The sequence below is a fragment of the Methylomonas koyamae genome, assembly GCF_006483455.1.
Classification (GTDB): domain Bacteria; phylum Pseudomonadota; class Gammaproteobacteria; order Methylococcales; family Methylomonadaceae; genus Methylomonas; species Methylomonas koyamae_B.
The window spans coordinates 1-18,783 of the sequence record NZ_PPPU01000036.1 but is presented as its reverse complement, the minus strand read 5'-3'; the positions used below and the strand labels follow the sequence as shown (position 1 = coordinate 18,783).

Annotated in this window: 21 protein-coding genes and 3 tRNA genes; 17 read left to right on the top strand and 7 right to left on the bottom strand. The window is 55.1% G+C overall.

Translation table 11 applies throughout. The features are described from left to right. Positions 1-546 precede the first annotated feature (546 nt). From C2U68_RS17225 to xerC, 16 genes are all read left to right on the top strand, one after another. On the top strand, positions 547-1,098 hold the full coding sequence (locus C2U68_RS17225) for a helix-turn-helix domain-containing protein (RefSeq protein ID WP_222101927.1): 552 nt from the start codon (positions 547-549) through the stop codon (positions 1,096-1,098). Next, positions 1,091-1,522: a hypothetical protein gene (locus C2U68_RS17220; RefSeq protein WP_140913703.1), complete on the top strand. Its 432-nt coding sequence runs from the start codon at positions 1,091-1,093 to the stop codon at positions 1,520-1,522. The genes C2U68_RS17225 and C2U68_RS17220 overlap by 8 nt, the downstream gene beginning before the upstream one ends. Before the next feature lie 185 nt (positions 1,523-1,707). Further along, the gene (locus tag C2U68_RS17215) at positions 1,708-1,992 is read left to right on the top strand and encodes a hypothetical protein (RefSeq protein WP_140913702.1); all 285 of its coding nucleotides are present in this window, start codon (positions 1,708-1,710) and stop codon (positions 1,990-1,992) included. Between the two features lie 67 nt (positions 1,993-2,059). Then, on the top strand, positions 2,060-2,245 hold the full coding sequence (locus C2U68_RS17210; RefSeq protein WP_140913701.1) for a hypothetical protein: 186 nt from the start codon (positions 2,060-2,062) through the stop codon (positions 2,243-2,245). Positions 2,246-2,254: 9 nt separating this feature from the next. Further along, entirely contained in the window at positions 2,255-2,545 is a 291-nt protein-coding gene (locus C2U68_RS17205) for a hypothetical protein (RefSeq protein ID WP_140913700.1), read from the top strand. 10 nt (positions 2,546-2,555) lie between these two features. After that, positions 2,556-2,921, top strand: a complete 366-nt coding sequence (locus C2U68_RS17200) for a hypothetical protein (RefSeq protein WP_140913699.1) — start codon at positions 2,556-2,558, stop codon at positions 2,919-2,921. Positions 2,922-2,953: 32 nt separating this feature from the next. Then, positions 2,954-3,772 carry a DUF2303 family protein gene (locus C2U68_RS17195; RefSeq protein WP_140913698.1) on the top strand — a complete coding sequence of 273 codons (819 nt, stop codon included), beginning with the start codon at positions 2,954-2,956 and terminating at the stop codon, positions 3,770-3,772. Positions 3,773-3,887: 115 nt separating this feature from the next. After that, positions 3,888-4,472: a hypothetical protein gene (locus C2U68_RS17190; RefSeq protein ID WP_140913697.1), complete on the top strand. Its 585-nt coding sequence runs from the start codon at positions 3,888-3,890 to the stop codon at positions 4,470-4,472. Next, the gene (locus tag C2U68_RS17185; protein ID WP_140913696.1) at positions 4,473-5,063 is read left to right on the top strand and encodes a helix-turn-helix domain-containing protein; all 591 of its coding nucleotides are present in this window, start codon (positions 4,473-4,475) and stop codon (positions 5,061-5,063) included. Continuing rightward, the gene (locus tag C2U68_RS17180) at positions 5,063-5,638 is read left to right on the top strand and encodes a 3'-5' exonuclease (RefSeq protein ID WP_140913695.1); all 576 of its coding nucleotides are present in this window, start codon (positions 5,063-5,065) and stop codon (positions 5,636-5,638) included. Before C2U68_RS17185 ends, C2U68_RS17180 begins: the two co-directional genes overlap by 1 nt. A 37-nt stretch (positions 5,639-5,675) precedes the next feature. Further along, complete coding sequence (locus tag C2U68_RS17175) at positions 5,676-6,350, top strand: hypothetical protein (RefSeq protein ID WP_140913694.1); 675 nt, start codon at positions 5,676-5,678, stop codon at positions 6,348-6,350. Between the two features lie 2 nt (positions 6,351-6,352). Further along, positions 6,353-6,547, top strand: coding sequence for a hypothetical protein (locus C2U68_RS17170; protein WP_140913693.1), 195 nt, complete (start codon positions 6,353-6,355; stop codon positions 6,545-6,547). A 3-nt stretch (positions 6,548-6,550) separates the two neighbouring features. Next, positions 6,551-7,615 carry a DUF5131 family protein gene (locus C2U68_RS17165; RefSeq protein ID WP_140913692.1) on the top strand — a complete coding sequence of 355 codons (1,065 nt, stop codon included), beginning with the start codon at positions 6,551-6,553 and terminating at the stop codon, positions 7,613-7,615. 194 nt (positions 7,616-7,809) lie between these two features. Beyond that, positions 7,810-8,013, top strand: coding sequence for a hypothetical protein (locus C2U68_RS17160; protein WP_140913691.1), 204 nt, complete (start codon positions 7,810-7,812; stop codon positions 8,011-8,013). 3 nt (positions 8,014-8,016) lie between these two features. After that, complete coding sequence (locus C2U68_RS17155; RefSeq protein WP_140913690.1) at positions 8,017-8,274, top strand: hypothetical protein; 258 nt, start codon at positions 8,017-8,019, stop codon at positions 8,272-8,274. Further along, on the top strand, positions 8,271-9,398 hold the full coding sequence (xerC, locus tag C2U68_RS17150) for a tyrosine recombinase XerC (RefSeq protein ID WP_140913689.1): 1,128 nt from the start codon (positions 8,271-8,273) through the stop codon (positions 9,396-9,398). The genes C2U68_RS17155 and xerC overlap by 4 nt, the downstream gene beginning before the upstream one ends. 687 nt (positions 9,399-10,085) lie before the next feature. Here the strand turns inward: xerC and C2U68_RS17145 are convergent. The 7 genes from C2U68_RS17145 to C2U68_RS17115 all read right to left on the bottom strand — a co-directional run bounded on the left by C2U68_RS17145 (position 10,086) and on the right by C2U68_RS17115 (position 17,256). Continuing rightward, positions 10,086-10,161 (bottom strand) — tRNA-His (locus tag C2U68_RS17145). A gap of 20 nt (positions 10,162-10,181) precedes the next feature. Next, positions 10,182-10,258, bottom strand: a tRNA-Arg gene (locus C2U68_RS17140). Positions 10,259-10,264: 6 nt separating this feature from the next. Further along, positions 10,265-10,341, bottom strand: a tRNA-Pro gene (locus tag C2U68_RS17135). A gap of 188 nt (positions 10,342-10,529) precedes the next feature. Continuing rightward, positions 10,530-12,767, bottom strand: a complete 2,238-nt coding sequence (gene parC, locus C2U68_RS17130; RefSeq protein ID WP_140913688.1) for a DNA topoisomerase IV subunit A — start codon at positions 12,765-12,767, stop codon at positions 10,530-10,532. A 119-nt stretch (positions 12,768-12,886) separates the two neighbouring features. Further along, a complete protein-coding gene (locus C2U68_RS17125) occupies positions 12,887-14,140 on the bottom strand; it encodes an RNA polymerase sigma factor (RefSeq protein WP_140913687.1) in 1,254 nt (417 codons plus the stop codon). Positions 14,141-14,349: 209 nt separating this feature from the next. Further along, positions 14,350-15,591, bottom strand: a complete 1,242-nt coding sequence (locus C2U68_RS17120) for a glycerophosphodiester phosphodiesterase (RefSeq protein WP_140913686.1) — start codon at positions 15,589-15,591, stop codon at positions 14,350-14,352. A gap of 75 nt (positions 15,592-15,666) precedes the next feature. Beyond that, entirely contained in the window at positions 15,667-17,256 is a 1,590-nt protein-coding gene (locus tag C2U68_RS17115; RefSeq protein WP_140913685.1) for an alkaline phosphatase D family protein, read from the bottom strand. Between the two features lie 376 nt (positions 17,257-17,632). Here C2U68_RS17115 and C2U68_RS17110 point away from each other — a divergent pair. Beyond that, positions 17,633-18,783: glutathione S-transferase family protein (locus C2U68_RS17110; protein ID WP_140913684.1), on the top strand; the 1,151-nt coding region annotated here is incomplete at its 3' end.

The window sequence follows — 18,783 nt, the reverse complement described above, 5'->3', positions numbered from 1 at the left end:
ATCCTATATGACACTTTTAGACGAAAACGCACAACGGAACCAAAATCATCATGGCCGATGGCGTCATCATGGTAGCGAAACGCATTGCATACAAACTAAGCAACTAAGAAAAAACACGAAATATACGTTGCTCTAAAAAATAGGCACCTATTTTTTAGGTGTCATTTTTTTAGCCATGTAGACTTTACACATATCAAATTTGGTATATCATGATTGAGCTTCATAACGATGCATCACAAGATATAAGATCTCTTCTCAAAGAGAATAAGGCGCATGCATTAAAGCTGGTGGCTTTCATTAATCAACTAAAAGCCGACCCATCACTACAGGCACATTTACTGGATCATGGTTTTGGGGCCGACAGAAACGGCACCATATCCATTAGCAAATGGATCACAATGCGTAAGACGGCAAACATTCCCGCTTGGCGAATGCGAGCATGGAGCCTGGAGAAGCAAGGCCTAAACTATAGAATCATATACGTTTACAGTTGGCTGGATAAAAATTACTACATCATGGCCGTGATTAAACGAGAGGACATTGATTATGACGACCCAACCCATCCCATACAGCTTAGGATCAAGAACAGCGTTAGCCGAGACCTGCCAGGAATCTAATGCGTCATTGTTAAAACCGGTTATGCAGTCCCAACAATTGACTACCTATTATCAACATTACAAAAAGCCACAGGAGCCCATTGCGCGGTCAGCTGGTCGCCCCGTCATAAGAGATTTGTTTCCTAACCCGATTCAAAAGCCGGCTTTTTCCGATTTTGATGCCCTGCTTACCGAGCTTGAAGAATCTCCGGAATATGCTGAAGAATTGGCGGACGCCCATCGCTGGGTAGCGACAGAATTTTACGCCGATCAACTGACTTTAGCTTCGCTACGCCTGCAAGCCGGCCTCTCCCAAAGGCGACTCGGACAAATTTTAAACATTAACCAATCCCACATTTCCCGTTATGAGTCTGGAAAGCATGAACCCTCTTTCAGCTTGGCGAATCAAATGGCCGTTGCGCTGAAAGTGGACATGGAGACACTCTACAAGGCTTGGTCAAATTCAAAAAACCAGAAAAAACCGGATGATCAACATGACTGATCGCTATCTACATGCCATCTGGTGCGACGACATCCGCCTAGAAGTTGGCAATAAACCATCGTTTATGGGCGTTTATATTGGCGGCATGCAAATACCGGCGGCGCCGTTTGTATTGTCCAAACTCTGCTGCCAGTTATGGGCTACGACGCCCATAGATAAACCCTTTAGAAAAGCGGACATCAAAATCAGCTTTGACAATGGCACCGTAGTTGGCAACATGGTTATGGACGACCCCGCTGAGGCAATAGAATCGCTCGATGCCGCTTCCGTAGAAGCGAGAACATTTATTATGAACATAGGCATGAATATTATTGGCCTGGAAATTCCAGAAAACTGCCGGTATTTGGCAGTTACTATGGAAACAGAGTCCGAAACCCTGGAAGGCCCAAAGCTGATGATTTCGGTTGCGCCATCGCCCGCCTAAGACGTTTCTACCGCTCACCAAAAACCCGCTTCGGCGGGTTTTTTATTGCCTGAAGAAAAAAATATTAGCAACGCTGTTGACACGGCATATTAGCGGGGCTAATATTTAGCGCAAGCGAGCAAACCTCCTCGTTGTAGACCTGACCCGGCTTCGGCCGGGGCTTTTTTCAAAAAACGGAGACAAACATGGAAACACAACACGAAGTAACAATCAGAGCCGTCGTCGACGTGGTTGAAAGAGGTTTGACGCCACGGGCGGGCGACATGATTAGCGTTGCAGACTGTCAACGCCATACCGACTGGTTGCAACTAGAAAACGGCCAGGTGATACCGACGAAAGATAAGTCCTGCATTGTGAAAAAAGTCGCCAAAAACGGAAGCTTTTTCGCTTGCGGCCGCTGGTATCGCTCAGGCATAGCCCAAGCGTATGTGTTTTCCTCATTTTTTGGCACACGGATCGTATACCTGTAACGGGACACAACAAAGCGCGCCGGCCGCCTGCCGGCTTTAACGGGACGAGTCAGCCATGAATCCAAGCATGCCAATCAGCATAACCGCAGAACTGCAGCCATATCAGGCCGAAGCACTGGCTCAACTGTGCAAACGCATCGGTTGGAGCGATTGCCGCAGCAATGCCTCAAACGACGACGAAGCCTATCGGATGATGGACGCAATCGCCAAATTGCAGCGCGCCCTGGCTGAATCCGGTTTTGCTCCAAGATAAGGATCGGACATGAAAGACCTTGAATTGACAACCAGAATCGTCAACAGCGCCGCCCAAATCGCCGCGGCCAAAGGCGTGACCGCTCGCCATCACCTGGACACTCTGGCCGGCATCATTAGCCGGGAGCTGGTCAGCGGCAAGACCGAAGCCCAGGCCCTGGAATCAGCCCGCGCCGAGGCGGCCGACATGGCCAAAACCGAAACCGGCAACAGCGCAATAGATCAGCTATTGGAAGCGCTCAGCACCGCCGATGCCTTGCTGTGCCGGCATCAAGCCTTAACCGAATTCAACCCCGCCTAAGGAGGCACCCATGCAACAACCCACCCTATACGAAACCCTCGACGAGTTCGACGCCGGACTGTTCGCCAAAAAAACCCACGAACAACTCAAAGACGTAGCCCTGGCCGTGATCCGTGGCGACGGCAAGAAAAAGGGCAAAGTCACTATCGAGATCGAGCTGGACAAAATCGGCGACAGCAGCAGCGTCACCGTGGCCCACACGCTAAAAGTGAGCAAGCCGACCAAGCGCGGCAAGGCCACCGAAGAGGACACCACCAGCACGCCCATGTATGTCGACAACTTCGGCTACCTGACCATCGCGCCGCAAACCCAGGAAGACCTGTTCCGGCAGGAAAACCCAGGCGATAACGTCGCGCAATTCGGCCGCAGCAAATAAGGCCTCAACCTCAACCATCCAAGGAAACCACCATGGACCAAACCGCAATACAAGCCATCCGCGACTTAGCCCTTTCGGCTTACCAGCAAAACGAAATTGACAAGCTGACCTTGGCCTTGGTGCCGAGTGACCACAAAATCGAATCGCTGGAAAAATACCAACAATTCCCTCGCGCGTTCCGCGGCGTGTTCAGCACCGACGTGCTGGAGCAATACATCGCCTACATCAATGCCAACGCGACGGATCAATCCGCGGTCTACATCGACCAAGTCGGCATGACGGCGCTTGGCATCATCGATCAAGGTGATGGAGCCAATCCGGAGTGGGGCAGGCATAAAGCCAAACTCGCCCTGAACAAAACCCCAGGCTTTGCCGCCTTGCTGGAAAATAACGGCCGTTGGTTGAAGCAAAATGATCTGATCGAGTTCGTCGAAGACTGGATCAGCAATCTGACGTTTACCGACCCAGATGGTGAAATGTTGACGCCGCAATTAATCCTCAACACCCTGAAAAAACTCACCGTCAAAACCGTCTCCGAAACCAACCAGGAAAGCCAAGCCTACACCCAAGGCCTGACCAAGCTGGAGCAGCTGGAAGTCAAAGCGAAAGGCGCCGAGTTACCCGAGCAGTTCTCATTTGCGGTAGAGCCTTACGTCGGCTTTGACACTAGGGTATTCGTCGCCAAACTCCAAGGCCGCTCGGACGGAAACCAGGTCCTGCTGCGCTACCGCATTCTGCAGTTGGAACAGGAAACCACCGCCATCGGCCTGGAGTTTATCGACAAACTCAAAGCCGGCATCACCATCCCAGGCCTGCCGATTTATCTCGGTAGCATGCAGTACCAAGCGTAAACCAAAACCAGCAGCCCGGTCCCAGGGCACTGGGATCGGCGACAAACCAATGATCGTCCACATACCCCTGCCGGAAATATACCGGATCCAACATTACAAATTGCTAGGAGACAAAATGATTCCCTACAGATGCCAAGAAATCCTGCAAGCCCTGCACGACAACCCCAAGGGATTAACAGCCGCGCAGATATTCAAAATCGCCAAAAAAAAACCAGGATCTGAACTGCCAGACGCCAGTACCGTCAGCAAACTGATCTACTCCATGCGCAACGCCAAACCGGGGCTGGTTACCAGTAGCGACGCCGCGGGCGGCGCCATTCACAAAATCACCGAAGCCGGCCTGGCCGCATTACGGGAAGCGCTGGGCGAAGAGCCGGCCCCGCCAGCGCCGGAACCTGACCTGCACCCGGACGACGACTGCCGAGACATGCAACCAGCCAATACACTCACCGGCGTAGCCCTGGAAAACGGCCGCATCGAGCGCATCGAGTTCGATCTGGACGACGAGCTGGAAGGCCCACTGTTCAGCGTCGTCAGCATGATAAAAGCGGCGTCTGAAATGCCAAACGTCCTCCTGGAAGACAAGGCGGAAAAAATCGCCCTGATCGAATCGCTGGAAACCAACCCGATCTACAGCGGCGAAACCCGCGCCAAACTGGCCGGCATCCGCCTGTTTCTGGATCAATTCGAGGCCGCATAAATGCTCAAGCGGCGCATAGAATTCGACGCACAAGCCGACAAACTGGTGCGTAGCGCATACAGCTCAGGCTACAACCGCAAGCACGGCGGCGTCATGGACGTCGCCGCCCGCCTGGGCGTCAGTTGCTCCACCATTCACCGCCGCGCTGCCGAACTCGGCGTCATCAACTCGGGCCACAAAAAGCTGCTGCCATGGACGCCGGAAGAAGAGCAACTGCTGGAGCAACACGCCCACCGCGAACTGGACTCGATCAACCGCATCCTGGCAAAACACGGCTTCCAGCGCCGCAACCTGGATGCCATCAAAAGCAAGCTCAAGCGCCTGAACATCAAACTGCGCCAAGCCCGCTCGGATGCCGGCTATTACACCCTATGCGAACTGGCTGACCTGATGGGTGTAGACCATAACAAAATCACCCGGCACGTCAAACGCGGCGACCTCAAAGCAAAAACCCGCGAAGGCATCACCCAACTGGAATACCTGATCGCCGCCAAAGACATCCGCGAATTCATCAAAACCTGCCTGCCATCGATCGACATCAACCGCATCGACAAATACTGGCTGGTAGACATCCTCACCGGAGAAATCTAATGCCCATGCAAGACCTCATGATCGACCTGGAAACCCTCAGCACGCAACCCAATGCCGCCATTGTCAGCATCGGCGCCTGCATGTTTGATCTGACCACCGGCGAAATCGGCGCGGAATACTACCAAGCCATCAGCATTAACGATCATCCAGGACTCGGCCACATCAGCGCCGAAACCGTCGCCTGGTGGATGCGCCAACCCTACGACGCCCGCTTGGTATTCCAGGATAAAAACGCCCGCGGCATCACCGACGCCTTGATGGAGTTAACCACCTTCCGCCAACGGCACCGCGCCCAAACCTACTGGAGCAACGGCGCCAGTTTCGACTTGGTCATTCTGCGCCAAGCCCACCAGAAAAACGGCTTTGCCGGCGCCATCTGGAACTACTGGCAAGAACGCGACACCCGCACCATGGTTGATGTGGCTAAACGCATGACCGGAGAAGACGTCACCAAAACCACCCCCTTCGAAGGCGAAAAGCACAACGCCCTGGCCGACGCCAAACACCAGGCCCGCTACATCAGCAAAGCCTACCGCCTGCTGGCGGGTGGGGCAGTGAATGCGGTTTTACCCTAATTGATACCGATCGCAAAACATAAAACATAGGTGAATCATGAATATTGCCAAAGCCAGTGAAAAAGACATCGAGATGGCATTAGCACTTTCCGGTCAGTTGGAAGCGTTGGAAAAATGCTTTATGCCGTTAGCACATGATGATGACGGTGATGAAGATGATTCCATGTTTGATCGAGAAGATCCTGATCAATGCAAAATTGCACTGAACCGGATTATTGATACCTTGCGCAGAGGTTCAATCGGCCGCGTGGTATGGGGAATGGCTGCGTTATGTGACCAAAAATCTATAGTTCTAAACCCCGATAGTGACATTATTGAGCTTCACCCTGATTTGTCTAATCGTAAACAACGCCAAACCGGCATCCTGCAATGGGCCAACGCCACGTTTGGCAGAGAAACCGCATCCGTCACAGCAGAACGAATCGCTCGCTTTATGGAAGAAGCTATCGAATTGGCCCAAGCCGTAGATATGACATCTAGCGATATCAAAGAGTTAGTCGATTACGTGTATTCAAGAAATACAGGTGTTGTCTCCCAAGAAATTGGTCAAGTCGGTGTCGCATTGCTGGCATTGGCAGAACACCTAAACATCAACGCAGATCAGGAAGAGCGCGCCGAATTTCAGCGGATATCAGAGCTTCCAAAAAAGCATTGGCAACGCAGACAAAATGCCAAAGCCGAACATGGCGTGGCGTTAAAAACGACGGAGTAACCATGACCCCGCTACCCGCCGACATCACCCGCTGCTACGGCAAACTGTGCAACCAAAACCAAAGCTGCCGCCGATTTCTCACAATCCGCATCGATCCGCCGGAATCGTTCAGCTACGTCACCACCGCCGTCAATGACAACGGCGAATGCGACAGCTATATCCCGTTAACCAAAAGCTGCCCAAACTGCAAGGATTGAGTGATGAGCGACAAAACCGGAATCGAATGGACCGAAGCAACCTGGAACCCGGTGACGGGCTGCGCCAAGGTCAGCCAGGGCTGCAAGCATTGCTATGCTGAGCGCGACTGGGCGCGGATGCAGCACGTACCGGCCTACGCAGGCCGCAAATTTACCGACGTGGCGTGCCACGAAGATCGGCTGAACATCCCGCTGCGCTGGAAAAAGCCGCGGTTGATTTTCGTCAACTCGATGTCGGATTTGTTTCATGAGTCGGTGCCGAACGAGTTTATCGACAAGGTATTTGCGGTGATGGCATTGGCGGAACATCACACATTTCAAGTTTTGACGAAACGGCCAAAGCGGATGCGAGATTACATTCGTTGCGGAAATGGATCATGTATCAGGATTGGCATTCGTCACGCCATTGAAGAAATGGGTTTTGAAGATATTGGCGCCGTCAACAAAGAGCTACCAAACGTCTGGCTCGGCGTATCCGTGGAAGACCAATCCACCGCCGACGAGCGCATTCCGTTATTGCTGCAAACGCCTGCATCGGTGCGGTGGATTAGTGCCGAGCCGCTGCTTGGGCCGATTGATCTTTATCCAGCTCTCCTGCCATGCCCAAATTCAGAAAATTCCATGATGGATCCGGAAACTGGTGCATATGAGTGCTGCGGTAAATGCGACTACACCGGCGTATCTAGTGATATGGGAATTGACTGGGTAGTCGTCGGAGGCGAATCCGGACCGAACGCGCGGCCGATGCACCCTGATTGGGCGCGCAGCCTGCGCGATCAATGCTCGGCGGCGGACGTGCCGTTTTTGTTTAAGCAATGGGGTGAGTGGGCGCCGCGCAGTTCTTGTTATCACACGTTATCAGACGGAATTTCTTTCGCAGACCTAGATCCAGGCGCAACGAAATGGCCGTGTATTAGGTTAAACGAAAACGGTTCAGACGGTCGCATGCTTGAAAACGAGGATGGCGGCGATAGCGCATACATGCAACGCGTCGGAAAGAAATTAGCCGGCCGCCTGCTCGAAGGCATCGAGCACAATGGGTATCCAGAAGGGAAGGTTAAACCATGAAACTAGCAGGCCAAGACTTTACTGCCGAAAACCTGGTTGCGCGCTTCATGGCTTACTTGAATCAGCCGCCTAGAAGCCATCGCGCAATAACTCGCTCGGCCGCGATACAACGCCATCTTGGCCTCACGCCAAAACAGGCGGAAGACCTATGCCAGCTATACCGCAAAAACCCGGACGATATTTTGAGGTAATCCATGTCAGAAACCATTTTGATTGATACCGACCAACTCCGGGCGTTGTTCAAATACCAGCGCCCGGCCGACTTGGAACGCTGCCTTGCCAAAAACGGTGTAAAGTTCCTGCAGGGCAAAGATGGCCCGGTTACCACAGCCCAAGCCTTACACGCTGCGATGGGCTTGGAACAGAAACAGGTCGAAATTGAAAAAATTGAGCTTTAAATCATGACAGTTGCTCAGTTTGATATTTTTGGCGAACCAGATGAGCGCAACCCGGGCACTAAAACGAAATCGCGCGATGTCGATAGAGAAGCGAAAGAAATTTTACGGAGCATCGGTATCGACTCGGTTCCAAAAGAGGTTAAAGCCATCATGGCGGCAAAATTAATGGCTGAATATTTTCCGGAAATGAGTCGTAATTTATTAGTGTCACTAGCCACCAGCGTGACGACTCAAGCAAAAATATCAGCGGAGGAAACATGAACCCACCACCCCGCAAAGCAAAAATCCCGGCCCATATCAAAGCCGCGCAATTGCCGACCGGCGTGTGGTGGGCGGCCTCCGGCAAAGGCAAATGGATGTTCAAATTCAAAGACGGCGACAAATGGCGATCCAAGCGCATTGCCGGCCCGGATGCCACGCTGCCGCAAATCTGGCGAGCGGTGGAAGAAAATCAGAAGCCGGCCCCGCGTGTCGTGACGTTTGCTAGCCTGTCGCTCGAGTTCCAGCAAACCCCAATCTGGCGCCGGCTTGCCATTACTACCCAGCGTGACTACCTGGATTGCCATGCTCAAATTTGCGGCACCACGACAAAAAGCGGCGCATTATTAGGCGATGCCAATATTGCCGCTTGGACAGTAGGCGTAGTGCGCCAGTATAGAGACACGCGCGGCGAACAATCCCCCAGCCGCGCCAACAAAGAACTGGCCTACATTAAGCGCCTGTTTGCCTGGGCTTACGAATACGAAAAAATCGCGTTCAACCCGGCCGACGGCGTAAAAAAACTGACGGTCAAGCCCCGCCAACACTACGCCGAAGACAAAGACTACTTCTTCATGCTCGACATCGCCCGCGCCTCGCCGTATTGGTACGTGCCGGTTTGCATGGAATTGGCGTACCGCTGCCGCATGCGCCTGGCCGAAGTGCTGGATCTGACCGACGCCAACGACCTGCCCGAAGGCCTGTTGGTCAAACGCCGCAAAAACAGCCGGGACAACATCGTCAAATGGACCCCGGCCTTGCGCGCCATCTGGGACGCTGCCGCCGCCAAACGCAACCGCATCCTGGCCGATCGCAAACAGCCGCACCCGATCAAAGCCGACCAGCGCTACCTATTCATCAGCGAGCGCACCGGCGACCGCATACAAGTCAGCAGCCTAAAAACGGCCCTAAGCCGTATCGGCCAAACCGCAGAAGAAGAAGCCGCAAAGCGCGGCATCGACTTCGTGCGCTTTACGTTTCATGATTTGAAGAAGAAAGGCGTAACAGAAACGATAGGCGACAAACAAAGAGCGTCTGGCCATCGCTCAGCATCAATGATGAATATCTACGATTTAGAGCTGGCCGTAGTCGATCCCGCAGGTAAAAACAATGGAAATCAATCTTGAGTCAATTCCTAAAAAACACCACCCAAAATTTAAAAACTTGCTCGGAAAGCGTTTTGGAAAACTAACCGTTTTTGAATATGCTGGGAAAACAAAAAATGGCACCGCAAAATGGCGGTGTGAATGTGATTGCGGGAACGTCTCAATTGTCGATGTGGCGGCTCTTAATAGAGGGTCTTCAACATCGTGCGGATGCTTTGCCAGTGAATTAAAGCGCAACCGATTAACTCGTCACGGATTTAAGTACAAATCCGAGTATGCAATATGGAACGGGATAAAAGATCGTTGTTTGAATCCAAACAACAAGTCATATCCAAGATATGGAGGTAGGGGGATCACGGTATGCGTTGAATGGAAATCCTCGTTTGAATCTTTTTTAAAAGACATGGGAGTCAGGCCATCTAAAAAGCATTCAATCGATAGGATTGATAATTCCAAAGGATACTGCAAAGAAAATTGCAGATGGGCAACCGCTATGGAGCAGGCCAATAATCGTACAAGCAACGTATTCCTGACCATGAACGGTCAAACAAAAACCCTTTTAGACTGGGAAAAGCAAACAGGAATATCGGCGGGTACCATATCAAAAAGGCTTAAATATGGCTGGACTGTAGAGGCTTGCTTGTCAACACCTTTGTCAACAAAGCATACAGCAATGAAGGGGAAAACAACGCAAGCTATTGAATTTGATGGGGTGAACGATGGGGCTCGAACCCACGACAACCGGAATCACAATCCGGGGCTCTACCAACTGAGCTACGCTCACCATTATGATGATTTTTGCGATGGCACGCTTGGCAGGACTCGAACCTGCGACCCTCGGCTTAGAAGGCCGATGCTCTATCCGGCTGAGCTACAAGCGCAAATCTTGGTCGGGGTAGAGAGATTCGAACTCCCGACATTCTGCTCCCAAAGCAGACGCGCTACCAGACTGCGCTATACCCCGAATTGACCTTCTTTTTATCCCCGAAGAGCCTTGGCGCTTCAGAAAGATCGCCATCATAGGCTGTTATTCGAAGCGCGTCAACCACTTTTTAAATTAAGCCGGCTTTGCCTGTTTCCGATTCTCGGCGATATTGCAAAAAACTCATGCCGAAAAAAGTAGTAACTTTTTGAAATAAATGGTTTTATCGGCTATTCGGCTACAAATTCCAGAGCATCGACTTTTTGGAATCCTCTCGGCAGAGATGCGCCGCGATTTGCGCGATTGCCGGCATACTGTTCGATATCGATTTTCTTCAATGTAACAAAACGTTTGCCGGAGACCACCTTCAGCTCGCCGTCCGCCGAAATCGCCGTGACAGCGACTACGGCATCCTTGCTGCTCGCCAAATCCGAAGTTGGGATCTGAATCAGCTTATTGCCTTTGCCTTTGGCCAATTCCGGTAAATCCTGAACCGGAAAGATCAGCAGCCGGCCCTGCAACGTCGCTATTGCCAACATGTCCCGTTCGGGCGGAATCGGAGCCGGGGTCAACACTTTGGATTTGTCCGGGACCGTCAGTACTGCCTTGCCGGCCTTGTTTTTACTGTACAGCTCTTTCAACTGCACCCGAAAGCCGTAACCGGCGCTGCTGCACATCAAGACCCAGTCTTCCGCTTGCCCGGTGAACACGGTGGTAAACAGGCTGCCCGGCGGCGGATTCAGGCGGCCGGTCAACGGTTCGCCCTGGCTGCGTGCCGACGGTAAATCGTGCGTCGTGACGGTATAGACCCGGCCGGTCGAATCCATCACGTAAGCCGGTTGCGTGGTGCGGCCCTTGGCGGACGACAGGTAGCCGTCGCCGGCGCGGTAACTCAAACCTTCGGCTTCGATATCGTAGCCCTTGGCTGCTCTGATCCAGCCCTTTTGCGACAGGATCACGGTGACCGGTTCGTTGGCGATCAGTTCGGTGGTGTCCAGCGCTTGTGCTGCCTCGCGCTCGATGATCGGCGAGCGGCGGGCATCGCCGTATTTTTCGGCATCGCGTTCGATTTCCTTTCTAATCAACCGATTCAACAAATGCGCGGAGCCCAGGGTTTTCTCCAACGCCTGGCGTTCCTGTTCCAGTTCGTCCTGCTCGCCGCGAATCTTCATTTCCTCCAGTTTGGCCAGATGGCGTAGCTTCAACTCCAAAATGGCTTCGGCTTGGACATCGGTCAACCCGAACCTCGCCATCAACACCGGTTTGGGATGGTCTTCGTGGCGGATGATGGCGATGACTTCGTCGATGTTCAGGTAGGCGATCAACAAGCCTTCCAGAATATGCAAGCGCGCCAACACCTTGTCCAAACGGTATTGCAAACGTCGGCGCACGGTTTCGGTCCGGAAGGTAATCCACTCGGTCAGGATTTGCCGCAGATTTTTCACTTGCGGCTTACCGTTCAGGCCGATCATGTTCAGATTGACCCGGTAGTTTTTCTCCAGGTCGGTGGTGGCGAATAGATGCGACATCACCGCGTCGACGTCGGTACGCTTGGTTTTGGGAATGATCAGCAGTCGGGTCGGGTTCTCGTGGTCGGATTCGTCGCGCAGGTCCTCGATCATCGGCAGTTTTTTTGCCAGCATCTGCGCGGCTATCTGCTCCAGCAACTTGGCGCCGGAGACTTGGTGCGGCAGCGCGGTGATGACAATGTTGCCGTCTTCGACTTCGTATTTGGCCCGCATCTTCACCGAGCCGTTGCCGGTGGTGTAAAGCCGTTGAATGTCGGCGGCCGGGGTGACGATTTCGGCGTCGGTCGGGAAATCCGGGCCTTTGATGTGTGCCAACAAACCTTCCAGCGGCGTTTCCGGTTCGTCCAGCAGTTGCAGTACGGCGGCAGCGACTTCGCGCAAATTATGCGGCGGAATGTCGGTGGCCATGCCGACGGCGATGCCGGTGGTGCCGTTCAGCAGCACGTTGGGCAGACGCGCCGGCAGCAAGGCCGGTTCCTGCAAGGTGCCGTCGAAATTGTCGACCCAGTCCACCGTGCCCTGGCCCAACTCGCTGAGCAGGGTTTGCGCGTACGCGGTCAGCCTCGATTCGGTGTAACGCATTGCCGCGAACGATTTCGGATCGTCCGGCGAACCCCAGTTGCCCTGGCCGTCGATCAGCGGGTAGCGATAGGAAAAATCCTGCGCCATCAACACCATCGCTTCGTAACAGGCCGAATCGCCGTGCGGATGGTATTTACCCAGCACGTCACCGACGGTACGGGCCGACTTTTTGTATTTGGCCAGTGCGGTCAGGCCCAGCTCGGACATTGCGTAAACGATGCGGCGTTGCACCGGTTTCAGGCCGTCGCCGATATGCGGCAGGGCCCGGTCCAAAATCACATACATCGAGTAATCGAGGTAGGCTTTTTCGGTGAAATCTTTTAAAGGGAGTTGTTCGAAGTTTTCTTGTGCACCCATGAATTGCTGGCTTTCCTTGGAATGAGGCTTGGAACGGCGAATTTGCGGCCGCTACCATACCACACCGGCGCTACTTTGAACCGGCAATCGAATCCCACAGCATGATGCGCAGGATGGGATTAACCGCCAAGTTCGACGATCCTGCGCTGCAGAAAACGCTGTTCCGGCTCTTGTTTTGCCAATGCCAGCGCTTTTTGGTATGCGCCGAGTGCCGAGTCGGCTTGACCCAGCCGACGCAATAAATCGGCGCGGGCGGCATGGGCCAGATGGTAGTCGACCAAATCGCCAGCGGCGAGGATGGCGTCGATCAAAGCCAGGCCGGCAGCGGGGCCGTCGCGCATTGCAACGGCAACCGCGCGGTTCAATGCGACGACAGGCGACGGCGCCAGCTTCAGCAACACCTCGTATAACGCGGCGATTTGCCGCCAGTCGGTAGCGGCCGCTTCGCTTGCGCCGGCATGCACCGCCGCGATAGCGGCTTGTAGGCTGTAGACGCCGAAACCCGGCTGGCGCAAGGCCTGTTCCACACGTCGCAGGCCCTCGGCGATCAATTCGCGATTCCATAACCGCCGGTCCTGGTCTTCCAGCAAAACCAATTCGCCATCGGTGCCGCTACGAGCCGCCCGGCGCGACTCGTGCAACAGCATCAATGCCAACAAGCCTTGTACTTCGGCTTCCGGCAATAATTCGAGCAATAGCCGGCCCAGCCGAATCGCTTCCGCCGACAAGTCGGGACGGTTAAGTTCCGGGCCGGACGACGCCGAATAGCCTTCGTTGAATACCAGATAAACCACCTGCAGCACCGGCGGCAAGCGCTCGGCCAGCTCCTCGGGTTCCGGTGCCCGGTACGGAATTTTCGCATCGCGGATTTTGGCCTTGGCGCGGACGATGCGTTGCGCCAAGGTCGGCGTCGGCAACAAAAAAGCGCGGGCGATTTCCTCGGTGGCCAAGCCGCAGACTTCGCGCAGTGTCAGCGCGACCTGGGCTTCGGCTGCCAGCGCCGGGTGACAGCAGGTAAAAATCAGCCGCAGCCGGTCGTCCTCCAGGCCGTCGCCATCCGGATCGGGCGGCGCCGATTCGGTTTCGGCAATACCGGCCATGTCTGCGTGTAAGTCGTAGCGGCTTTGACGGCGCAGTTTATCGATGCCTTTGAAGCGGCCGGCGGAAACCAGCCAGGCGCGCGGATTTTGCGGAATGCCGTCGCTCGGCCATTGCTCCAATGCGCTACGAAATGCATCGTGCAGCGCTTCCTCGGCGACGTCGAAATCGCCGAGCAGCCGAATCAACGTGGCAAACACCCGTCGCGATTCGGAGCGGTAAAGCGCATCGATATGGGCGCGGACGGCTGCGGCGGTTTCGGCGGTCGGATTCATGGCTGTTGACGATTCGGATTTCGCATATCGGCTGTAAAGGGCGTAGGCAGTATGGCGATTGGCGCTACATGCTACCAAACCAAGTCAGTGGATTTGGCAAAATCTGGCCGCGGCCGGTTTTGTCCGGACCGGGTGAAGTTGGCTCGGGGGAATTGGGAGTTGCGGAAAAATAGCGCCTCCGGCCATCGCGGCCGGAGGCGCTTACGACATCAACGGTGTTGGCGGTTGTGCCGGCCACGGTGGCCGCAAGATTCGATATTGCTGCCGGTATTGGTCGACGCATCCCGCGCGGCGACGCCGGTGTCCGGAAAGTCGGTAAACAAGCCGTCCACGCCCAAGTCGTAGTAATAGGTCATTTCCGCTTGCGGATCGGCAAAGCCGTAACCGCTAGCGTCGTTACGGAAAGTCCAGGTATGGACTTTCAAGCCTTTGTCGTGGGCCATTTCCAATACGCCGGTGCTGCCGTCGACCCGGCGGTCGTTGAGGTTGACCACGCCGTCGTTGTTGCGGTCGACGTTATCTGCCACGGTTTTCACCAGATACGGCTTCCATGGGCCGATTGCGTCGGCGTAGGATTTGACAAAATCCAGTCCGTCCTCGCTCAACAGGTCGGCAAAGGTGCGCGAGTCGCCGGCTTTGACAAAGTCGTAGGGTTGTTTGTACGGCGGTACCAACGAGATCGAGCCGTCGGCATTGACGTCGTCGGCATCGATCAATTGCACCAGATTGATTTCGGTTTTCTTGCTCAGGTATTGCAGATTGCCGACTTCGAACGACTGGATGAAGACCGGTGCGCATTCGCTGTTGCCGTATTCGACGTGCAATTTGGCAAGCAGCCGATTTTCGAAGTAATGGCGGCCGAATTGGCGCCGGCCGCCGGCGTTGCGCAAATCGGCGTGGTAGGTGGAATGTTTGATTTCCGGATAAATGCCGATGGTGCGGCCGCTCAGGCGCGACTGGCGTTTGGCCAGGGCGATGACTTCGTCCAGGGTCGGGATTTGATACAGGCCGTTGAATGCCTGCGGGCGGCTGGCGCGGGGCTGCACGGCGCGCAGGGTTTTGATCTCGGCCAGGGTAAAGTCGCTGGCGAACCAGTCTTCGACTTCGACGCCGTCCAACATGCGTTTGCTTTTGCGGTCGGCGAATTCGGGGTGGCTGGCGACATCGGTGGTGGCGCCTATCATAGGTTCGTGGCGGGCGATCATTTTGCCGTCCTTGGTCAAGACTAAATCCGGTTCGATGAAATCGGCGCCTAACTCGATGGCTTTGGCGTAGCTTTCCAGGGTGTGTTCCGGCAAATAGCCGGACGCGCCGCGATGACCGATCACCAGCGGCGCCTGCTTGCGCGGCTGGTGGTGGGGATGTTTGAAATCGGCATCGGCAATTGCTGGCATGGCAAAACTGGCGGCTAAGGCCAACGGTAATAGACGGAATGCGTAAGATTTTGGCATGGTTGGTTCCTTAAAGTAATTCGGTAACAGAGTTAAAACTGGAGCGGCCGGACGACGCAGCGTCCGGCCTCAGTGTTAGTCGCGGTCCCACGCGTATTTGCGGTCGCGGCCGGTTTGTGCCGGCAAGGTTTTGCTGAACACGACCGCGCCGTTCAGGTCTTTGAGTTGTACGGTCATGGCGCGGCTAAGTTGATCGATATCGACTTGGCCGAAGAATTGCAGCCCGGCATACGGCGACAGGTTGGCTTGGCCGGCCGGCGGTGCCTTGCTGAATACCACTTGCGGGCCGAAAGTGCCGTCGGTGCTGTTGGGGCCAAACGAGCCGGCATTTAAAGGGCCGGAGACGAATTCCCAAAACGGCAGGAAGTCTTTGCTGGCGGCTTTGGCGGGGTCGTAGAAATGGGCGGCGGCGTAATGCACGTCGGCGGTCAGCCAGACGATGTTTTTGATCCGCGCGTACTTGATGAATTTCAACAAACGGGCGATTTCCAGCTCGCGGCCGGCGGCCGGGCCGTGGTTGCCGTTGGCGATCGCTTCCCAGCGCGGCGTGCCGTCCGGTAACTGGCCGTCGCCGATGTTCAAGCCGATCGGCATGTCGGCGGAAATGACTTTCCAGGTCGCATCCGAGTTTGTCAGTTCCTCTTGCAGCCAGGCCAATTGCTCTTCGCCCAGAAATGCGGTGTCCAGGCTTTCGCTGGTCTGCAGATTGGCGGTGTTGGGGCCGCGGTAGCTGCGCATATCGATCACAAATACGTCCAGCAATTTACCGTAGGACAGTTTGCGGTAAACCCGCTCGGACTCTTCGGCGCCGTGCGGACGCAGTGGAGCGTACTCGTGGAAAGCCTGGGTGGCTCTGGCGATCAAGGTTGGGATGTTTTTCTCGGTGTAACGGGCGTCATTGCTCAAGTCTTTGGCGTCGGACCAGTTGTTGACCACCTCGTGGTCGTCCCATTGCCAGATTTGCGGCACTTCGGCATTAAAGCGGCGCACATTCGCGTCCAGCAGGTTGTACTTGTAACGGCCGCGGAATTCGTTCAAGGTTTCGGCCACTTTACTGACTTCCGGCGTGACCAGATTGGTCCAAAGCTGGCCGTTCTCTGCTACCCGGCTTTCCGGGATTGGCCCGTCCGAATAGACGCTGTCGCCGCTTTCGATGAAGAATTGTGGCCGCACCTGGCGCATCGCTTCGTAAATTTTCATGCCGCCGAAGCTTTCGTTGATGCCCCAGCCTTGGCCGGCGATATCACCGCCCCAGACGAAACGGATGTTGTCGCGTTTACCCAGGGTATGGAATTTGCCGTTCACCGCTTCGCTTTTATTGCGGGCATTGGACAGGTCTTGGAACCAGACCCTGACGTAAACGTCCTTACCGGGCTCCAGTCCGGTCAAATCCTGGCGCGCGGTGAAATCGGACTCGGCCGTCGCATGCGGGCCGCGGATCAGCACCGAGTCGATAAATTGCGGATTGTAGGCGTACTCGACGAACATCCGCGCCGGGCGGTCGGCACGGCTCCAAATGATGGCACGGCCTGGCGCCAGATCGCCGATCTGTATGCCTTGGGCCATTTGCGGCACGTCGGCGGTTTCGGCGTGGGCCGGTAGTAATCCGGCAAGACTCAAGGCCAAAGCTAGCGGGGTAAAGCGGAATTTACGGAAATGTCGCATTCGAAAGGCTCCCAAGCGGTTTGATAAGCCGCGGATTATAGGAAGCTCGGGATGACAGGACGGTTAAGGTCCGGTTACAGGAAGATTGCAATGTGGTGACCGTGGAGCAAGCGTCTGCGCGTTAGGCCCGCGCTTGCTGGAAGGCGGCGGTTTTTGTGAACTAAGTCTCCTTACGGCATGGTTGTTGCTTATGGTAATTTTTCACTTTCACTTTTTATTTCAATTAGTTACGATTGATCTATCATATTTCGGTCTTAAATCGGCGGGCGATGGTTGGCGGCGGTAACGCCGCCGAATTAGCCATTGTCGGCAGTGGCGGAGATATGCTGCCAAGCAGGGAATGCACACAATAACTATAAACAACGAGGTAGGAAGCATGATCAGACCCGGAAACACGCGGCGCGGAGCCCGTTCCAAAAAATTGAATCGCCTGCTGACGATTCCGACATCCCATATTTGCGAGTTGGTACGCTGGGTCTTGGAATCCGGCGGCGTACCTTACCGCGAACAAGGCAGCGCGCCGGTATTGCATTTGCTGCCGTTTCGACTGGCCGGTGGCGGCGGTCAGGCCATGCCGGTGTTCGTCAGCAGCGAGGCGACGCTGGATAACTGGCGCGACATCGTCGGATACGTCGACGCCCGCTTGCCGGCCGATCAGCGTCTGTTCCCGGCCGGTAACGCGGAGCGGCAAGCCACCGCTGAATTACTGAGCAAACTGGATGCCCTGGGCCTGGCGACTCGCGATTACGCCTATTCGATGTTGCTGCCGCACCCGCAGATTTTGCTGCCGGCCTGGCGGCGGGGCATTGCGGGCTGGCAGCAAGCCATTCTGGAAAAGGCCTATCCGTATATCCGCGCGGCGATGCAGAAACATCTGCCGGTCGGCGCCGAACACATTCAACCCAGCCGGACCAAAATCGAAACGCTATTCGGCGAATTCGACGCCTTGTTGAACGACGGTCGGGCTTATCTTGCCGGCGCAAAACCGGGAATTGCCGATTACGCGTTGGCAGCGCTGTCGGCGCCGGTGATTTTTCCGGACCAATACGGCGGCGAGTTTCCGGCCTTCGCCAGTTTGCCTGAAGAATATCAGGCGTTTTGCCGACAGTTGCGCGCTACCCGCAGCGGCGAACTGGCTTTGAAGATGTACCGCGAACACCGGCCGCCACGCCAGGCCGAGCTGGATCACCACCCGACCTCCACCACGCCGCAGAATCTGTTTTCGTACTATTTGGCGCGCGGTATCGCTCAATTGACCGGGGCCAAGGTGCAGCGGCCATTGTTCGCCTGGTTGCGTGAGCATAAGCCGGTATTGGTGCTTGGCAAATACGGCATCGTCACCCGCGACGCCGACGTGCGCGAGACGCTGGCGCGCGATACCGAATTCACCATCGCCGAAATCAACGCGCCGAACATGCAACGCCTGAACGGGCCGTTCTTCCTGGGCATGGACCGGTCCGAACAATACAGCCGCGAGCAGGGCGCATTGCGGCGGGTGATCCAGCCCAACGAAGCCGAGTTGATCCG